This is a genomic window from Rhizobium etli 8C-3 (genome assembly GCF_001908375.1).
GTDB classification, from domain to species: Bacteria; Pseudomonadota; Alphaproteobacteria; order Rhizobiales; family Rhizobiaceae; genus Rhizobium; species Rhizobium etli_B.
Window position 1 is genome coordinate 3,602,890 of sequence record NZ_CP017241.1, and the last position, 18,191, is coordinate 3,621,080.

The 18,191-nt window shown below is 60.0% G+C and carries 15 protein-coding genes; 4 read left to right on the plus strand and 11 right to left on the minus strand.

Annotated features, from left to right (window positions below; all coding sequences use genetic code 11):
* Positions 1–4 precede the first annotated feature (4 nt).
* A complete protein-coding gene (locus tag AM571_RS17875) occupies positions 5–724 on the minus strand; it encodes a sulfate transporter family protein (protein WP_074062558.1) in 720 nt (239 codons plus the stop codon).
* 233 nt (positions 725–957) lie between these two features.
* On the opposite strand from AM571_RS17875, the gene AM571_RS17880 reads away from it, so the two are divergent.
* Complete coding sequence (locus tag AM571_RS17880; protein WP_074062559.1) at positions 958–1,812, plus strand: MurR/RpiR family transcriptional regulator; 855 nt, start codon at positions 958–960, stop codon at positions 1,810–1,812.
* On the opposite strand, the gene AM571_RS17885 is transcribed toward AM571_RS17880, so the two are convergent.
* The 9 genes from AM571_RS17885 to AM571_RS17925 all read right to left on the minus strand — a co-directional run bounded on the left by AM571_RS17885 (position 1,809) and on the right by AM571_RS17925 (position 11,739).
* Positions 1,809–3,392: an FGGY-family carbohydrate kinase gene (locus AM571_RS17885; RefSeq protein ID WP_074062560.1), complete on the minus strand. Its 1,584-nt coding sequence runs from the start codon at positions 3,390–3,392 to the stop codon at positions 1,809–1,811. The two genes, AM571_RS17880 and AM571_RS17885, sit on opposite strands and share 4 nt — an antisense overlap.
* Positions 3,392–4,081 carry an HAD family hydrolase gene (locus tag AM571_RS17890; RefSeq protein WP_074063335.1) on the minus strand — a complete coding sequence of 230 codons (690 nt, stop codon included), beginning with the start codon at positions 4,079–4,081 and terminating at the stop codon, positions 3,392–3,394. Before AM571_RS17890 ends, AM571_RS17885 begins: the two co-directional genes overlap by 1 nt.
* A gap of 93 nt (positions 4,082–4,174) precedes the next feature.
* Complete coding sequence (locus AM571_RS17895) at positions 4,175–5,656, minus strand: mannitol dehydrogenase family protein (protein ID WP_074062561.1); 1,482 nt, start codon at positions 5,654–5,656, stop codon at positions 4,175–4,177.
* A 101-nt stretch (positions 5,657–5,757) separates the two neighbouring features.
* Positions 5,758–6,756 (minus strand): ABC transporter ATP-binding protein, encoded by a 999-nt coding sequence (locus AM571_RS17900; RefSeq protein ID WP_074062562.1) that lies wholly within the window; start codon positions 6,754–6,756, stop codon positions 5,758–5,760.
* Between the two features lie 18 nt (positions 6,757–6,774).
* Complete coding sequence (locus AM571_RS17905) at positions 6,775–7,605, minus strand: carbohydrate ABC transporter permease (protein WP_074062563.1); 831 nt, start codon at positions 7,603–7,605, stop codon at positions 6,775–6,777.
* A gap of 1 nt (position 7,606) precedes the next feature.
* The gene (locus tag AM571_RS17910) at positions 7,607–8,479 is read right to left on the minus strand and encodes a carbohydrate ABC transporter permease (RefSeq protein ID WP_074062564.1); all 873 of its coding nucleotides are present in this window, start codon (positions 8,477–8,479) and stop codon (positions 7,607–7,609) included.
* A gap of 133 nt (positions 8,480–8,612) precedes the next feature.
* Positions 8,613–9,923, minus strand: a complete 1,311-nt coding sequence (locus tag AM571_RS17915; RefSeq protein ID WP_074063336.1) for an ABC transporter substrate-binding protein — start codon at positions 9,921–9,923, stop codon at positions 8,613–8,615.
* Positions 9,924–10,067: 144 nt separating this feature from the next.
* Positions 10,068–11,021 carry a sugar-binding transcriptional regulator gene (locus AM571_RS17920; RefSeq protein WP_074062565.1) on the minus strand — a complete coding sequence of 318 codons (954 nt, stop codon included), beginning with the start codon at positions 11,019–11,021 and terminating at the stop codon, positions 10,068–10,070.
* A gap of 139 nt (positions 11,022–11,160) precedes the next feature.
* Positions 11,161–11,739 (minus strand): exopolysaccharide biosynthesis protein, encoded by a 579-nt coding sequence (locus AM571_RS17925; RefSeq protein ID WP_237358562.1) that lies wholly within the window; start codon positions 11,737–11,739, stop codon positions 11,161–11,163.
* A gap of 264 nt (positions 11,740–12,003) precedes the next feature.
* Between AM571_RS17925 and AM571_RS17930 the strand changes: the two genes are divergently transcribed.
* From AM571_RS17930 to AM571_RS17940, 3 genes are read left to right on the plus strand one after another with little or no spacing between them, the layout of a single operon-like run.
* The gene (locus AM571_RS17930; protein WP_074062566.1) at positions 12,004–12,666 is read left to right on the plus strand and encodes a response regulator; all 663 of its coding nucleotides are present in this window, start codon (positions 12,004–12,006) and stop codon (positions 12,664–12,666) included.
* Positions 12,663–13,997: an ATP-binding protein gene (locus AM571_RS17935; RefSeq protein WP_074062567.1), complete on the plus strand. Its 1,335-nt coding sequence runs from the start codon at positions 12,663–12,665 to the stop codon at positions 13,995–13,997. Before AM571_RS17930 ends, AM571_RS17935 begins: the two co-directional genes overlap by 4 nt.
* Positions 13,998–14,056: 59 nt before the next feature.
* Entirely contained in the window at positions 14,057–14,968 is a 912-nt protein-coding gene (locus tag AM571_RS17940; RefSeq protein ID WP_074063338.1) for an ROK family protein, read from the plus strand.
* Between the two features lie 54 nt (positions 14,969–15,022).
* Here the strand turns inward: AM571_RS17940 and AM571_RS17945 are convergent, their stop codons facing one another.
* Positions 15,023–18,169 carry an efflux RND transporter permease subunit gene (locus AM571_RS17945; protein WP_074062568.1) on the minus strand — a complete coding sequence of 1,049 codons (3,147 nt, stop codon included), beginning with the start codon at positions 18,167–18,169 and terminating at the stop codon, positions 15,023–15,025.
* Positions 18,170–18,191: the final 22 nt, after the last annotated feature.

Consider the following 18,191-nt stretch of genomic DNA (forward strand, 5'->3'; position numbering starts at 1 on the left):
CTCCTCAAGTTGATCGGTGAAAACCGAGATCCCGTTGGGAAATCAGCTTATAGAGATGAACCATCATGCCCGCCGCAAACAGCGGCGTCAGCAGATTGAGGAAGGGGATCGCCAGGAAAGCGGCGATCACCAGACCGCCGAGAAAGACGGTAGAAGCGTGCTTTGCCCTGAAAAGCCGGGCCTCCTGCGGAGAACGGAAGCGCATGGCGGCGAATTCGAAGAATTCCCGACCGAGCAGATAACCGTTTACCAGAAAGAAGGCGATCAGGTTCACGCCGGGGATGAAAAGGAGGAACAGGGCGACAATATTGCCGGCGATCACCACGCCCAGGAACTTGAGAGAACTCGTGATCGCCGGGCCGATCGGCATCGCCGTTCCCGGGATATCCTCGGGATAATCCCGCTTCTCCACCACTTCCGCCACGTCATCGAGAAACAGGCCTGCAATCAACGCGGTCACGGGCGACAGCAGCAGCGCCAGGCCCAAGGCGAGACCGATGCTTGCGAGAACGACGAACACGAAGCTCAGCCAGCCGGCCCAATCCGGGATTTCGGGAAAGAAGCCCGCAATCCACGGAAACAGAAAAGTAATGAACAGGCCTCGCAGCACGAACCAGAGCCCGATCAGAACCAGGATCGTAACCCCCAACACCTTAACGAGAACCGATCGGGTTTCCCGTGCAAAAAGGTTGAAAAAGGCAAGGCGCGCCGCATCGAGGATCATTCTTCGCATCTCCAGGTTATATCTGTGCATGTAGGAATCTCAACGCCCGACGGCAAGTCGAAATAAAACTACATGCAACGATGGAAAACTTGTCTAAAATAACACAATAATATATAGTCTATAGTGTTCGATATAAACTTGAGCCTAGGACGCAGCTTCCGGAAATAGTTGCAACGGCAAGTCTCGCCAATAGCGCATCCGCGAATTGCCTCTGGGAAGTCAGGGAGGCTGATGTGGAAGACTTTGTTCAGAAGCTCAGACACTATGTGAAGTCAGGCACGCCGGCCGAGCGCAGAATTGCGAAATATTTTACCGAGCATCTGAACGACCTTCCTTTCGAGACCGCTGCCTCCGTGGCCGACAGGCTCGATCTAAGCCCGATGACGGTTGGCCGTTTCCTGCGCGCGCTCGGCTATCAGGGTCTCGACAGCGTCAAGGTCCATTTCCGTGAAACAGCCGTCACCTCCCCTGTCCAACTTCAAAATTCGCTCAGCGAGTTGCAGACCGATGCCTCGGAAGGAAAGTCGCTTGCGTTGCTGGTCACCGAGCAGATCCAGGCGCTGCATCACATCTACCATCTGACGGCACAGACGCACTGGGCCGAAGCTGTCGCGATGATTGGCATGGCGCGTGAAGTTTTCATTGCGACGCATGCACGCCTTGCTTGCTTTGCGACGCATTTCGCCCACCGGCTGACACGGTCGCGCGATGGCGTCCACGCTCTGGACGGTTCTGCAAACCGCTTCGCCGAACTGTTCGCTCGCCCGAGCGGTGAAGGCGCCCTCCTGATCATCATCGATTGCCGACGCTTCGGCAAAGCGCGTCTGTTGGCGCGAACCGCGCGGCGCTATGGATACAAGGTCGTGCTGATCACGACGGAAATCAGCGACTGGCTGCCCGACCAATCCAATGTCATGCTGGCGCTTCCGCCCGCCCGCTCGCCCGACGAGGACAACCTTCCTCCGTTGATCGCTCTTCTCGACTGTCTGGCGGAATCCGTCATTGCCGCCACAGGCGAAGAGGCGCTCGAACGCCGGCGGCGAATATCGGAATTCGGCACTATTCTCGGAGAAGGCGGCAGCCGCTAGCATATAGCCTCCAGTTCGGCGCGATGGCGATACATCGCGAGAAACCGCCGGTACTCGCGATCATACAGAGCCTGCTTTGTCGCGTCCGGCGCACGCTCTTCACCCCCGGGATACATTGCCAGGCCGGCTGTCGTGAGATCCGTGTGTAAGCCACAGGCGACAGAAGCCCCGATCGCGGTGCCGAGCAACACCGCCTCGTTCATCTTCGGCACGATTACCCTGCAACCCGTTGCATCCGAGTAAAGCTCCATCAGCACGGGGTTTTTCACATGCCCGCCCGCAACATGCAGCGTATCCGGCACATAACCATATTCCTTCATCTTTTCGAGAATATGCCGGATGCCGAGCGCGATACCCACGGCCGTGCGCCAGTAGAGCGCGCAAAGCCCGTCGAATGAGGTATCGAGCGTCAGCCCGCTGATCGTGCCGACTGCGTGCGGATCGGCAAGAGGCGACCGGTTGCCGTGGAAATCCGGCATCACGAAGATGCGCGAGCCGAGGGCGTCGCCTTCTTCGGCACGCAACTGGGCGATGCGGGAGACGATCTTGTGATGCAATGCAGGGTCGGGCTCGCCTCCAGCAGCATGCATGCGCACGATATGGTCGAGCAAGGCACCCGTCGCCGATTGTCCGGCCTCAACCAGCCACAAATCCTGAAATACGACCTCAAAGTAAGGTCCCCACATTCCGTGACTTGGTTTTCGATCGCGGGAGAAGGAAATGATGCAGCTCGAGGTTCCGGCAATGAGCGCCAACTGACGCTCAAGCTGCGCCGGGTCGGCCGCATAGCCGGCAAGCGTGCCAAGCGCGCCCGCATAGGCGTCGATCAGGCCCGCCGAAACATGGCAGTCCGTCGTCAGCCCGAGTGCCGATGCAGCCTCCTGGGTAAGGGTGCCGACGCTGGCGCCGACCGGTGCTGTCTCGTCGGGCAGACGGCCGCGTTCCTTAAGGTCTTCAAGACCGATCTGCGCGAGAAAATCCCCTTGCCAACCCTTTTGCTTGTGCGCCAGATAGTTCCACTTCGCCGTCAGCGTGCTGCGCGAACGGGCAAGCGAGCCCGTCGCCTTCCATGTCATGAAGTCGGCAAGGTCGAAGAAATAACCGGCATTCATCCAGGTGCCAGGCAGTTTCTTCTTCAGCCACATCAGCTTTGGCATCTCCATCTCCGGCGACATGAAATGCCCGGAGTGTTCGAGAACCGCATGGCCGGTTGCAGTGCAGAAATCAGCTTCGTTCAGCGCCCTGTGGTCCAGCCAGACGATCGTGTCGAAGCGTCTTTCGCCCCCGGTCGATACGCTGATCTGCCCACCATCGACATCGCGGACGACGAGCGAGCACGTGCCATCGAAGCCGATCGCACCGACAGACGCAGGAGCTGCGCCCGATTGTTCCATCGCCTTGCGAACGACGATGCAGACCGCCGACCAGATGTTTTCAGAATCATGTTCGGCATGATTTTCACGCGGCCTATTCATGATGATCGGATGTTCGGCCTTTCCGAGCAGGCGACCGCGGGCATCGAACACACCGGCACGCGCGCTGCCGGTGCCGACATCCACCGCAACCACATGATCATGCATCAAGGGAAAGTCCCATCCAGCTTTTGTTTCTGGATAAGGTGTAGCAAATCCGGCATCGCGTCAAACACGAGTTCCGGCGAAAGCCGCTCGAGTTCGGCACGATAACCTGCAAAATTGGCATGTGAGCCGCCGGTAAAGGCAAAGACCGTCATGCCTGCAGCCTTGGCCGCCTCGATGCCCGCAGGGCTGTCTTCGATTACGACACATTCCTTGGGATCGACGTGCATTTCGCGGGCGGCATGCAGGAAGAGGTCCGGTGCCGGCTTTCCATTCGTCACCATCGAGGCGCTGAAGATGTTCGGCAGCTTGTCGATGAGGCCGGTGACGGTGAGCGACAGCCTGATGCGCTCGACCTGGCTGGACGAGGCGACGCAGCAAGGGATGTCGAGCGCATCGATCGTCGCACCTATGCCGTCGATCGGCCTCAGTTCTTTCCTGAATCGTGCATAGAGATTGGTGCGAATGCGCTCGAGAAACTCGTCGCCGGCATGCACCTGATAATCGCTCTTCATCGTTTCGATGACGGTCGCGAGGCTCTTGCCTAGAAAGCGTGCATAGACCTCTTGCTCGGTGATCGGCACACCGAGGTCGTTCATCGCCTCGACGAGCACGCTGACGGAGATCGGCTCGCTATCGACGAGGACACCGTCACAATCGAAAATGACCAGGCGTGTTTCGCAATCAGCCATGAAGACCAACCCAGAGTTCGGTTCGGGCGCGTGATCGGGTCGCGCACGCGCAAGCCGATCAATGGCGGCATGAATTGCCGCCATGTTGAGTTCCTACACTGCAAGCTTGCCGTCGAGATAGAGCTGCAGGGTCGCACGGGTCCCCTTTTCCCACAGCGTTTTCAGGGCATGCGCAAAACGCTTGCGGAACAAGTCGGATTGCGACACCTCGCCGAAAATGCCCTCGAAGACGAGGAACGCCGCCGGATCGTCCTTTGCCTTCAGTGCGGCGGCATGGAGCAGATCGGCACTGGCATCGTTGAAGACGATCTCCTTGCCGCTGTCGGTCGTGCCCGCGAAGTAACGGCACCACAGAGCCGAAACCAGCGAAAGGCCCACGACGTCCCTGCCCTGGCGCAGATTGTCGAGCGTGGAAGGCAGGATAAATTTCGGCTGACGGTTCGAACCGTCCTGCGCCAGGCGCGGGATCGTGTCGGCGATCTTCGGGTTCAGAAGGCGGCGCTCGATCAGCGCGAAATAATCCTTGAGCGAGGTATCGGGCACCGGCGGCACGATCGGGATGATCTCGTCGTTTTCGAGCTTGGCGAGGAAGGCGCGGATCAGCGGCTCTTCCATCGCCTCATGCACGAAATGGATGTCCATCAACGCCGCCGGGTAGGCGATCGCCGCATGGCCGCCGTTGAGGATGCGTATCTTCATGTGCTCGTAAGGAGTGACATCCGGCACGAAGGTGACGCCGACTTTATCGAGCGCTGGCCGTCCGGCAGTAAACTTGTCTTCCAGCACCCACTGTTTGAACTCTTCACAATAGACCGGCCAGTTGTCTTCGATACCGAACGTATCGTTCAAAAAATCGATCTCGCGCTGGCCCGTTGCCGGCGTAATGCGATCGACCATGGCATTGGGAAAGGCGACATTTTCCTTGATCCACACGGCAAGGGCCGGATCGGAAAGCTCCGCCACACCCAAGACGGCGTTTCTGGTCACGGCGCCGTTATGCGGAATGTTGTCGCAGGACATAACGGTGAAGGGCACGATGCCCTTTTCCTTGCGCGCCTTGAGACCGGCAACGATAAGACCGAAAACGGTTCTCGGCTCGGACGGGTTTTTTCCGTCCGCAGCTATCGCCGGATGCGATGGATCGAATTTTCCGGACGCGTCGATGAAATATCCGCCCTCGGTGATCGTCAGCGAGACAATGCGGATTGCAGGATCGGAGAGCTTGGCGACGATGGCTCGGCAATCGCCGACCGGCAGGATGTCGACCATCGGCGCCGTGACACGCGCAGCCGTCTTGTTGTTGTCCTGCTCCACGACCGTCGTCAGGAAGTCCTGCGCGGCAAGCTTCTCGCGCATCGCGACGTCGGAAGGCAGGATGCCTGCACCGATAATGGCCCAGTCGTGATCCTTTCCTTGGTTGAAAAGATCGTCGAGGTAGATAGCCTGGTGGGCACGGTGGAAATTCCCGACGCCGAAGTGCACGATGCCGGCGGTAAGCGACGCTCGGTCATAAGCCGGGATCTCGGCCGTTTTAGCCGCATCGGGAAGCGTTGCCAGCGATAATTTGCACGTCATGTTTCAGTCCTCTTGAGGTCTTGCGAAGCGGATCCGCGCTCTGCTTGCAGCAAACCGGACGCCTTGCCCGGCCTGCATTTTCACCCCGCACGATATGCGCTTCAGATGGCGAGGCCGCCCTCGTTGAATTTATGGATGCGCGACTTGTCCGGCGTCAGGTAGACGGTGTCGCCGGCCTTCGCCGCGAAATCGCCGCCACCGCGTGCGGTGACCGAGCCGATACCTTCGACGTCTATATGCAAGAAGGTATCGGAGCCGAGATGCTCGGCGACGACGACCCTGCCTTTCCAGTCGCCGCTTTCGGTCGAAAGCAGCACATGCTCGGGCCGCACGCCGATCGTATGCGCGTTCAGCGCAGCCGCATTGTGGCCTGTGATGAAATTCATCTTCGGCGAGCCGATGAAACCGGCCACGAAGAGATTGCGCGGGCTCTTGTAGAGCTCCAGCGGCGAGCCCACCTGCTCGATGTTGCCGCGGTTCAACACGACGATCTTGTCGGCCATCGTCATGGCTTCCACCTGGTCGTGGGTGACGTAGACCATTGTGGTCTTCAGTTGCTGGTGCAGTTCGCTGATTTCGATGCGCATGTTGACGCGAAGTGCAGCATCGAGGTTCGACAGCGGCTCGTCGAAGAGGAAGGCCGATGGCTGGCGGACGATTGCGCGGCCGATCGCCACACGCTGCCGCTGACCGCCGGAAAGCTGGCGCGGCTTGCGCTCCAGGTAATCGGTCAGGTTCAGGACGCGTGCGGCATCGCTTACCTTCCTGTCGATTTCGGTCTTGTCCATGCCCGCCATCTTCAACGGAAAGGCGATATTGTTGCGCACGCTCATATGCGGATAAAGCGCATAGGACTGGAACACCATCGCAAGCCCGCGCTCGGATGGCGCCTTTTCGGTTGCGTCCTTGCCGTCGATGACGATCTTGCCGCCGGAAACGTCCTCCAGCCCGGCGATCAGCCTGAGCAACGTGGATTTGCCGCAGCCCGACGGGCCGACGAAGACGACGAATTCGCCGTCCTGGATGTCGAGATCGATCGAAGGGATGACCTTGGCTTCGCCGAAGACCTTCGAAACGCTCTGAAGGGTAATGCTGCCCATGTTTGTCTCCCTGATGACTTATTTCACCGCGCCGAAGGTCAGGCCGCGGACGAGTTGTTTTTGTGAGAACCAGCCGAGGATCAGGATCGGCGCGATTGCCATTGTCGATGCGGCCGAAAGCTTGGCGTAGAACAGACCTTCGGGGCTGGAATAGGAGGCGATGAACGCCGTCAGCGGCGCAGCTTTCGAGGCGCTGAGGTTCAGCGTCCAGAAGGCTTCGTTCCAGGCCAGTATGATGTTAAGGAGCAGTGTCGAGGCAATGCCCGGTATCGCCATCGGCGTCAGCACGTAGATGATTTCCTTGGCAAGCGATGCGCCGTCCATTCGTGCCGCCTCGAGGATTTCGCCAGGGATTTCCTTGAAGTAGGTGTAGAGCATCCAGACGATGATCGGCAGGTTGATCAGCGTCAGCACGATCACCAGCCCCATCCGGCTGTCGAGCAGGCCGAAATTGCGGAACATCAGGTAGATCGGAATGAGCGCGCCGACCGGCGGCATCATCTTCGTCGAAAGCATCCACATCAGCACGTCCTTGGTCCGCTTGGTCGGCGAAAACGCCATGGCCCAGGCGGCAGGGATGGCGATGATGAGGCCGATCAGCGTCGAGCCGAAGGAAATGATCACCGAATTCATGAAGTGGCCGAGATAGTTCGAGCGGCTCTGCACCTCCGCATAGCTTTCCGTCGTCCAGTGGAAGAACAGGAACTGCGGCGGCGAGGCGATCGCATCGGCCTCCGACTTGAAGCTCGTAAGAAATGTCCAAAGGATCGGGAAGAAGATCAGGATCGCCAGCGTCCAGGCGATCGCCGTCATGACCACCTTGCGTCGAGTTGTGACTTTTCTGGCCATCTCAAGCCTCCAGATTCTTGCCGACAAGGCGGACAAGGAAGATCGCGACGATGTTGGCGAGGATGACCGCAATGATACCGCCCGCCGAAGCGCCGCCGATATCGAACTGCAGAAGCGCCTGCGCATAGACGAGGTAGGTGAGATTCGTGCTCTGCGTCCCCGGGCCGCCATTGGTGGTAACCAGGATCTCGGCAAAGACCGAGAGCAGGAAGATCGTCTGGATCAGGATCACGACCGTGATGGCGCGCGCCATATGCGGCAGGATGATATAGATAAACCTCGATATCGCACCGGCGCCATCCATTTCGGCAGCTTCCTTCTGCTCCTCGTCCAGCGACTGCAGAGACGTGAGCAGGATGAGCGTTGCAAACGGCAGCCACTGCCAGGCGACGATGAGAATGATCGAGAACAACGGCGCGTTTGCCAGCCAGTCATAGGGTTGCAGCCCGAGCGCCTTGGCAAGATGTGCGAAGAGCCCGTTGACCGGGTTCATGAACATGTTCTTCCAGACAAGTGCTGCCACCGTCGGCATGACGAAAAACGGCGCAATCACCAGGATGCGCACGATGCCCTGGCCATAGATGTCCTGGTCGAGCAGCAGGGCGAAGGCGATACCGCCGACCACGGTGATGATCAGCACACCGAGCACCAAAAGCAGCGTATTGGTGAGTGCCGCGAAAAAGGCGGGATCGGAAAGGAAGTAGCTGTAGTTCACAAAGCCGACGAAGCTTTCCATTCCCGGGCTGAGAAGGTTGTAGTTCAAAGTCGAGAAGTAGATCGTCATCGCAAGCGGGACGATCATCCACGCGAAGAGAAGCACGACGGACGGTGCGATCATCATTCGCGCTGCGGAGCGGGTGTGTAACGTTGCCATGGCGATGACCGATCCTGTTTCGAGGGGCTGTCTGGCTGCAGGGCAGCTGAGAAAAAGGGGCCGCCGACGCTATTCGGGCATTCGGCGGCCCAGAGGGGCGGGAGGTCAACGATCCCACCGTCTCAGGAGGTTATTATTTGATGTAACCAGCCTTGGTCATTTCGCGGGTCGCCAGTTGCTGGGCGCTCTGCAGGGCCTGTTCGACCGAGACCTGGCCGGCGAGAGCCGCGGAGAACTGCTGGCCGACGGCCGTGCCGATACCCTGGAATTCCGGGATCGCCACGAACTGGACGCCGACATAGGGAACCGGCTTGACGGTCGGCTTGGTCGGGTCGGCCGCATTGATGGAGTCGAGCGTCATCTTCGCGAAAGCCGCAGCCTTCTGATATTCCGCGTTCTCATAGAGCGAGGTACGCGTGCCGGGAGGCGCGTTCAGCCAGCCTTCCTTCTCGGCGACGAGCTTGGTGTAATCCTTGCTCGTTGCCCAGGCGACGAACTTCTCGGCTGCTTCGACCTTCTGCGAGCTCGCCGGGATGGCAAGGCTCCAGGCCCACAGCCAGTTGCCGCGCTTGCCGAGACCCTTGTCGGGAGCGAGCGCGAAACCGACCTTGTCGGCAACCTTCGATTCCTTCGGGTTGCTGACGAAGGAGGCTGCGACGGTCGCATCGATCCACATGCCGCACTTGCCGGTCTGGAAGAGCGCCAGGTTTTCGTTGAAGCCGTTCGACGAAGCGCCGGGAGGGCCGGCTTCCTTCATCAGGTCGACGTAGAAGGCAAGCGTGTCCTTCCACTCCGGCTGGTCGAACTGGGGCTTCCAGCTCTCATCGAACCAGCGGGCGCCGAAGGAGTTCGACATCGCCGTCAGGAAGGCCATGTTTTCGCCCCAACCGGCTTTGCCGCGCAGGCAGATGCCGTAGATTTCCTTGTCCTTGTCGGTGATCTTCTTCGCAGCATCGGCGATGAAGTCCCAGGTCGGCGCGTCGGGCATCTTCAGGCCGGCGGCGTCGAAAAGGTCCTTGCGATACATGACCATCGAGCTTTCACCGTAAAACGGCGCCGCATAGAGCTTGCCGTCCACAGTCAGGCCGCTGCGAATGGCCGGCAGCAGGTCATCGGCGTCATAGTCGGCGCCAAGGTTGTCGAGCGGCAGGAGCCAGTTCTGCTTTGCCCAGATCGGGACCTCGTAAGTGCCGATCGTCAGAACGTCGTACTGGCCGCCCTTGGTCGCGATGTCGGTCGTGACCTTCTGGCGCAGAACGTTCTCTTCGAGAGTTACCCATTCAAGGTCGATGTCGGGATTTTTCGCCTTGAAGTCATCCGTCAGCTTCTGCATCCGGATCATGTCGCCGTTGTTGACGGTCGCGATCGTCAGCGTTTCGGCCGAAGCCATGCCCGCAAACGCCAGTGCTGAGCAGGCGCCCAGCAGAATAGTTCTCAATGTCATATCTTCCTCCCAGAAGATGGGTATGAGCATTCGCTTTGCTCGTGAGCAATTACTCACTATAGGGCGTGGAATGTCAATTGGAATCGTTGCTGCAACAGCGAAATGCAGAGTTATCCGTTTGATTTTACAAATGATATTTTTTGCTCAGGAAGTGAGCAAAAAATCGGCCGTCTGTTCGTCGGTGATCAGGCTGTTGATTTGACGGCCAACAATGGCAGCTCTGATTGCCTTGAATTTGCGCGTGCCTTTGGCGATTCCAATGACTGTCGAGGTTTCGCGTGAAGGAATCGAGGCCGATGCGACGCGCTCGTTGATCGGATTGTCGAGAAGCCTGCCCTGGGCGTCGAAAATCCAGCCGCAGATTTCGCCGACGGCCCCCTCGCGCATCAGCTCCATCATCTCGTCCTTCTCCAGGAAGCCGTCGACGCAAAGCGGGCCGTCGATACCCAGTTCGCCAATACCGACGAAGGTCACATCGGCCTGGGCGCTGATGGCAAGCGTGGAGCGCACCAGTTGCTGGCCATGGAGCAATTCACGCTCCTCGGCCGAAGTGACGAGCACCGGCAGCGGCATCGGGAAGTGCCGCGCCTTCACCGCATCCGCCATGCTGAAGATGACATTGTAGTAGGCAGCTGATCCGTCCGGCGTAATGTTGCCCGTCAGCGAAACGATGCGATGATTGGGACATTCGATCGTCGGCAGCTGATCGACGGCAGCCTTCAGCGTACGGCCGGTTCCAACAGCGAGCACGATCGGATCCGGCCGCTTGAGCCATCGCTCGATTTCGGCAGCCGCCGCTTCGGCGATGCCGACCGTCCTCGATGAAGACCCCGGATCGCTCGGCACGATCTCGACATGCTTGAGCTCGAATTTCTTGCGCAGCTGATTGGCGAGCTCGAGACAGGCAGCAATGGGATGATCGAGCCGCACTTTGATGAGTTTTTCGGCAACGGCCAGCGACACCAGGCGCTGTGCTGATTGCCGCGAGATACTCATCGTAGAGGCAATCTCGTCCTGCGTGCGTCCAGCCACGTAATAAAGCCAGCCCGCACGCGCTGCGTCGTCCAGCCGTCCAGGTGTCTCGGTTCTTTTCGCCATTGGGGTCTACCGCGCGTAAATGAGGCCGGCTTTTCCGCCGGGCGAATATCCTTGAGTCTGTGCCGCGCCAGATCAGAACAAAATTGAGCAAAAGTCGAGTGCATTGAGAAATGCAGCCGCCGTATGGGAGAAAATTCGCTCACGCAAACCAGTTTGTGACGAAGAAGATCGCAGCCTTGATAAGGCCGTAGATCACGCCGCCAACGACGGTCAGCGAAACACCGGCCATGATCAATCCAAACAACGAAAAGAGACCGTCCTTGCCCAATATGCCGAAGGCAAACAGACAGATGGTAAAGGCCGGCAGGATGTTGCCGAGCGGGATAGGCAGCGTCAGGATGACCGCAAGCACCAGGCAGAGAAAGCCCACGAGGTATTCGGCAGGCGGTTCGACGAGGAACGAAAGCCGCGGCTGCAGCATGCGCTCGGCAAAAGCGAGCCAACGGTGAATGCGCGAGACGATCGCTTCGAAGTCCTCGCGCTTCATCGAGCGGCCGGCAATTACCTTCGGTAGCCATGGCTTCAGCCCGAATGTCAGCTGGGCTGCCAGAATGAATAGCGGTGCGCCGAGGATTGCGGAAGTTCCCGGCGGCGTCGGCACCAGATTGGGAATGGCAAAGACCAGCATCAAGGCACCGGTCGCACGGTCGCCCATCACCTCGAAGAGGTCGCCGACGGAAATGCGCTCACGGTTCCTGTCACCCGCAAGCTGCCTCAGGATGGCCGAAAGCCTTCGCCCCCGGGGGCGCGGACCCCTGATAAAACGCCTGCGTGATGTCTCCATTTCCTCGATTGTCACAGCATCCCGGCTCGTCGGCTTGCGACTGATACCATCGGAGTGTGAATCTTCTCTGTCGAATGCGCCGCCATCATGGCCATGCGCGTTCTGGATCTCGGCCATTACATGGCTATTTTTCGCCGGCACCCCTTGCTTGACCCTCAGCAACAAGCAGCGCTACTGCTCTTGGCAAGGAGACATTGCGTGCGCATTCTGCTGGTTGAAGATGACGGGATGATTGGGGAAGCGGTGCGCGATCACGTTGCAGCGGCCGGCCACGCGATCGACTGGATGCGTGCGATCGGCGATGCTGAAGCCGCCGCAGGCTCTGTCGGCTACGGCCTGATCCTGCTTGATCTGCAGCTTCCCGACGGCAGAGGCATCGATTTCCTGAAACGGTTGCGTGACAAGGGTGTGGCGATGCCGGTAATAATCCTCACCGCGCGCGACCAGATCTCCGATCGCATCGAGGGGCTGAACGCCGGCGCCGACGACTATCTCGTCAAGCCGTTCGATCTTAGAGAATTGAACGCCCGCATCATGGCCGTTTCGCGCCGCTACGACGCCAATCCAAGGACTATCATCCGCATTGACGATATCGAGATCGACCGGCCGCAGCACAGGCTTGCCGTCGCCGGAGAACCGGTTGTGCTGACCAGCCGCGAATGGGCTGTGCTCGATCTGCTCATCGCCCGTCCGGGCGCAATCGTAGCAAAGGACCGGATCGAGGAAGCCCTCTATGCCTTCGGCTCGGAAATCGAAAGCAATACGGTTGAGGTCTATGTCAGCCGGCTGCGCAAGAAGATCGGTCGCGACAGGATCAAAACCGCCCGTGGCATCGGCTATTCGCTGGCGCAACAATCATGAAACGCGAACCGAGCATCACGCGCCGGCTCATTCTCGCGCTCACGAGTGCTCTGGTCATCTTCTGGCTCGCCGCGATCGGGCTCGGCATCCAGGTGATGCAGCAAGAATTCGACGAGCTTTTCGACAGCGCCCAGCAGGAGACGGCACAGCGTCTTTTGGCGCTGGTGGTCAATGACCGGAACCAGCGCCTCGAAACGGACCCTCCCGGCGTCGCGCTTCTGAATAGTCCGGCCAGCCGCGAATATCTGACCTACCAGTTACGCGACAAGGACAAGAAGGTCATCCTCCGCTCCAATGACGCCTCGCCCGAACCTTTCGATGCGCCACTCGTGCGCGGTTTTCACAACAATGATCGCCAGCGCATCTACACCGAAGCGACCGCTGACGGCGCCCTGTTCATGCAGGTCGCCGACCGCCTCGGCAATCGTCGCGAAGCCGTGCGCGAAAGCGCCGTCACGCTGCTGCTTCCGCTGATCGTGCTGATCCCGGCGAGTATTTTCGCCATCTGGCTCATCCTTGGCCGGGCGCTGAGCCCGATCGAAACGCTGCGCCGGAACATCGCCACCAAGGACAGCGGCAATATGGCAGCCATTGAAGGCGACGAATTGCCGAAGGAAATCAAGCCCATCGCTCGCTCGGTCAATCTTCTGCTCGCCCGTCTCCGGTCGGCTCTCGAAGCGGAACGCGAATTCAGCGCCAACAGCGCTCACGAGCTCCGCACGCCGATTGCAGGCGCGCTGGCACAGACCCAGCGCTTGATTGAAGAACAGTCGTCCGGCGCCGCCAGGACGCGGGCGCGGCAGGTCGAAAGCTCGCTCATCGATCTCGGGCGCCTTGCCGAAAAACTGCTGCAGCTTTCACGCGCCGAAGCCGGCATCGGAGCCAGCGACAAAGCCGAAGACCTCGGCAAGGTGCTGGATATGATCGTCAGCGACTACGAGCGCGACAGCCGCACCAAGGGGCGCGTCAACTATGTGCCCGACGCTGGATCAACGCTTGTCCGTTATGCAGACGTGGATGCATTCGGCATCGTCATGCGCAACCTCATCGAAAACGCGCTGCTTCATGGCGACCAGGCTCGGGGCGCCACCGTCAGCCTGGACAAGGCCGGGACCATCCGCGTCGTCAATGGCGGCCCTGCGATCCCGCAAGCGCATCTCAGTGACCTCAAGAAACGCTTCCGGCGCGGCACGACCAGCGCATCCGGTTCCGGCCTGGGCCTTGCGATCGCCGACCGCATCGTCTCGCAGATGGGCGGCACGCTGGAACTCCGCTCCCCGGCAAGCGAGGAGACTTCCGGCTTCGAGGCCAAGGTGAACCTGCCGGCATGAGACTTGCAAATCCGCCCGAAGGGTGCGACCAGACGCGGAAACTTTCGAGGCAGACAAGCATGATCATCTCACTCGACATCGGCGGTTCGGCAATTAAACTCGGTATCGCACGCTCGCAAACGGATATCGTTCCGATGGGTCGCCGTCCAACCCCCAAGGATGATTTTGCTGCTTTCGCCGAGACGATCCGAAGTTTCATAGCCGAGACCGGCGAGACACCTTCGCGCCTTGCCTTCTCGATAGCCGGCGTCGTCGATCCCGATACGCAGCGGCTGACATGTGCCAACATTCCCTGCATTCACAACCGCAGCCTTGCGTCTGATCTGCAGGCCGAACTTGGTTTTCCGGTTTTGATTGCCAACGACGCCGATTGCTTCACCATCGCCGAAGCCGAACTCGGCGCCGGGCGCGGCCACCGTATCGTCTTCGGCGCCATCCTCGGCACTGGCGTCGGCGGCGGGCTCGTTTCCGACGGCCGGCTCGTCAACGCCTCGGGCGGTTTCGCCGGCGAATGGGGCCACGGGCCGATCCTTGCCTGCGAAGCCGGCAATCCGCCTGTGAAGATCCCAGCCCTTCCCTGCGGCTGCGGGCAGAAGGGTTGCGTCGATACAGTCGGCGGCGCCCGTGGCCTAGAGCGGCTTCACAAGACGCTGCACGACCTCGACTTCCCCAGTGAGCAGATCATCGCGCAATGGCAACGAGGTGAGGAAAAGGCGACGAGCACGCTCGACGTCTATACCGATCTCGTCGCCTCGCCATTGGCACTGACCGTCAACATCACCGGCGCGACCATCGTCCCGGTCGGCGGCGGCCTTTCCAATGTCGGGCCGCTGCTTGGCGAACTCGACAAGGCCGTCAGGGGCCGCACGCTGCGCAGGTTCGACCGGCCGCTTGTCGTGCGCAGCGAATGTCGTCTGGAGCCAGGCCTCATCGGCGCGGCACTTCTGGGCCTCAAAGCGGAAGCGGCTTGAGAGCATCTTGATGATGATTGGAATGAAAATGGCGCGGCTTGCACCGCGCCATTTTCACTCTGCTGCCAATGCCGGCGGATGATGTTCTTCCGCCTCTTCCTGGTTGGCATTGGCATATTCGGCCTGCGTGTCCTTCGTCTTCGGCTCGCGGCCGAAGAAGAGGGCATAACCGGCTGGTAGCACGAGGATGGTCAGCACGGTTGCAACCAGAATGCCGCCCATCATCGCGTAGGCGAGCGGACCCCAGAAGACGCCGCGGGAGATCGGGATAAGAGCGAGAACTGCCGTCAGCGCCGTCAGCATGATCGGCCGGAAACGGCGCACGGCCGCACCCACGATCGCCTCCTGCCGGTGCATGCCCGCCTTGATATCCTGGTCTATCTGGTCGACGAGGATGATCGAGTTGCGGATGATGATGCCGAGCAGCGCAATCACCCCGAGGATCGCGACGAAGCCGAAGGGCGCGCCGCTGATCAGCAGTGCCGCAGAGGCGCCGATGATGCCGAGCGGACCGGTCGCGAGCACCAGCATCGCCTTGCCGAAATGCTGCAGCTGCGCCATCAGCAGCAGGACGATGACGACGAGCATGACCGGCGCCTTGGCAGCGATCGAGGCCTGACTTTCAGCTGCATCTTCCGCACCGCCCTGGATTTCGATCTTGTAGCCGGCAGGCAGGCTGTCGCGCAGACCTTGCATATCGTCATACATCTTCATCGCCACGTCGTTCGGCTGGATGCCGTCTGGCAGTGTCGCGCGGACAGTGATCGTCGGCAGGCGGTCACGCCGCCATTCGACGCCTTGTTCCATGACGGGGACGACCTTGGCGACCTGGGCGACCGGAACAAAGCCTCCGAAGTCCGTCGAGACATAGACCGAATTGACGGCCGACAGCAGCGAACGGCTGGAATCCGGTTCGCGGGCGACGATCGAGACCGTCTCTTCGCCGTCGCGGAAGTCGTCAAGCGACGTGCCCGACACGGCCGTCTGCAGCGTCTGGCGAACGCGCTGCGACGTGACGCCGAGGGCGCGGGCACGGTCCTGGTCGATCACCAGCTTCATGGCCGGCACCGGCTCCAGCCAATCGTCGTGTACGGCGCCGAGCTGCGGATTTTCGGCAAACTTTGCCTTTACCTGATCGGCGATCTGGCGAACCTCCTGGCGATCCGGTCCCATGACGCGCATTTGCACGGGCCAGCCCGTCGGCGGACCGAGGAAGAGTCGGTCGACCTTGCCGCGGATCGATGGAAAATCGTCCGCAAGGATGCCACGCAGCTTGACGATCAGCCGCTCGCGGGCAGGTTCGTCGTTCGCGATGATCAGGAGCTGCGCGAAGTTTGGATTGCGAAGCTGCTGGTCGAGCGGCAAGAAGAAGCGCGGTGCGCCCTCGCCGATATAGGTGGCGATGAACTTCTTGTCCTTGTCATCCATCATCCTGGCTTCGAGGGCCTTTGCCTGCGTCTCGACTTCCTTGATGCTCGTGCCTTCCGGCAGCCAGAGATCGACGAGAATTTCCGGACGCGAGGACTGCGGGAAGAAGTTCTGCGGAATGAACTGGAACGCCCAAAGGCTTGTTGCGAAGGTGAAGAGCGTGGCAGTCAGCACGATGATGCGATGGCGCACAGCCCATGCGACAGTGGTGCGCAGGCGGCGGTAAAAGCGCGTGTCGAAGACATCGTGGTGCTCGCCGGCGTGCTTGCGCTGCTTGAGGATCATGTATCCCAGCCACGGGGTGAAATAAACCGCGACGAACCACGAGACGACGAGCGCGATTCCGACCACATAGAAGAGCGAGCGCACATATTCGCCGGCCGTCGATTCTGCAAAGCCGACGGGAATGAAGCCTGCCGTGGTGATCAGCGTACCGGTCAGCATCGGGAAGGCGGTCGAGGAATAGGCGAAGCTCGCCGCCTCGATCTTCACGAGGCCCTCTTCCAGTTTTCGTTCCATCATCTCCACGACGATCATCGCATCGTCGACCAAGAGCCCAAGCGCAATAATGAGCGCGCCGAGCGAGATGCGCTGAAGGTCGATGCCGAGTTCGTACATGATGGCGAAGGTCGCAGCCAGCACAAGCGGAATCGCTATCGCAATGACAAGGCCCGATCGCCAGCCGATCGATAGGAACGAGACGATCAGCACGATGACGAGCGCTTCGCCAAGCGCATGCATGAATTCGCTGATGGCTTCCGTCACGACATCCGGCTGATTGGATATCTGGTCGACGGAAACGCCGTAGGGAAGTGATTCATCGAAGCGCTTATAGGTCGCTTCGATATCCTTGCCGACGTCGGTGACCTTGAAACCCTTGGCCATGACCACGCCGACTTGCACGCTTTCGTGCCCGTTGAAGCGGTACTTGCGTTGATAGGGGTCTTCAAGCCCGGAATTAATGGTGGCAATATCACCGAGACGCGTCACCTGGTTGCCGGAACGCAGGCGTAGTTCGCGAATATCTTCGGCTTTCTTCACATCCCCTTCGACGGAGATACGCACCGAACGCAGCCCGGTATCGACAGAGCCGGCGGGATCGACTGAGTTTTGGCCTTTGATGGCGTTCTGCAGGTCTGGGATCGTAAGCCCTCGTTCGGCAAGCGCCTTGGAGGAAACGTCGACATAGATCTTTTCCGGCTGGTCACCGATGATGACGGCCTTCTCGACGCCGCGGGTCGAAAGCAGCATGTCGCGCGCCTGGATCGCGAATTTCTTGAGTTCCGGATAGGAGTAGCCGTCGCCGCTGATCGAATGAAGCGTGATGAAGGTATCGCCGAATTCGTCGTTGAAATAGGGTCCGAGCAGGCCTTCGGGCAGCTCATTCGAGATATCGCCGACCTTCTTGCGCACCTGATAGAAGGCGTCCGCCACTTCCGCGGAGTTCGTGTCGCCCTTCACCTGCAGCGTAATGATTGCGCTGCCGGCACGGGTGTACGAGCGAACGAATTCGAGGTGCGGCGTTTCCTGCAGCTTGCGCTCGATCTTGTTGACGACCTGATCCTCCATTTCCTGGATCGAGGCGCCTGGCCACGTAGCTTGCACGACCATGACACGGAAGGTGAAGTCCGGATCTTCCTTCTGTCCCATGCGCATCAGTCCGAGCGCACCGGTGATGATGATCAAACCGAAGAGGAAACGCGCAATGCTCGGATGACCGATTGCCCAGCGCGACAGATTGAAGGAGCGTTTCTCGGTGTTCGAGTTGTCCATGACAGTATTCCCTCTCCTGGAC

Coding starts and splice junctions, on each gene's coding strand:
- AM571_RS17875 (WP_074062558.1), bottom strand. CDS start 724: ATGATCCTCGATGCGGCGCGCCTTGCCTTTTTCAACCTTTTTGCACGG.
- AM571_RS17885 (WP_074062560.1), bottom strand. CDS start 3,392: ATGCATGATCATGTGGTTGCGGTGGATGTCGGCACCGGCAGCGCGCGT.
- AM571_RS17890 (WP_074063335.1), bottom strand. CDS start 4,081: ATGGCTGATTGCGAAACACGCCTGGTCATTTTCGATTGTGACGGTGTC.
- AM571_RS17895 (WP_074062561.1), bottom strand. CDS start 5,656: ATGACGTGCAAATTATCGCTGGCAACGCTTCCCGATGCGGCTAAAACG.
- AM571_RS17900 (WP_074062562.1), bottom strand. CDS start 6,756: ATGGGCAGCATTACCCTTCAGAGCGTTTCGAAGGTCTTCGGCGAAGCC.
- AM571_RS17905 (WP_074062563.1), bottom strand. CDS start 7,605: ATGGCCAGAAAAGTCACAACTCGACGCAAGGTGGTCATGACGGCGATC.
- AM571_RS17910 (WP_074062564.1), bottom strand. CDS start 8,479: ATGGCAACGTTACACACCCGCTCCGCAGCGCGAATGATGATCGCACCG.
- AM571_RS17915 (WP_074063336.1), bottom strand. CDS start 9,923: ATGACATTGAGAACTATTCTGCTGGGCGCCTGCTCAGCACTGGCGTTT.
- AM571_RS17920 (WP_074062565.1), bottom strand. CDS start 11,021: ATGGCGAAAAGAACCGAGACACCTGGACGGCTGGACGACGCAGCGCGT.
- AM571_RS17935 (WP_074062567.1), top strand. CDS start 12,663: ATGAAACGCGAACCGAGCATCACGCGCCGGCTCATTCTCGCGCTCACG.
- AM571_RS17940 (WP_074063338.1), top strand. CDS start 14,057: ATGATCATCTCACTCGACATCGGCGGTTCGGCAATTAAACTCGGTATC.
- AM571_RS17945 (WP_074062568.1), bottom strand. CDS start 18,169: ATGGACAACTCGAACACCGAGAAACGCTCCTTCAATCTGTCGCGCTGG.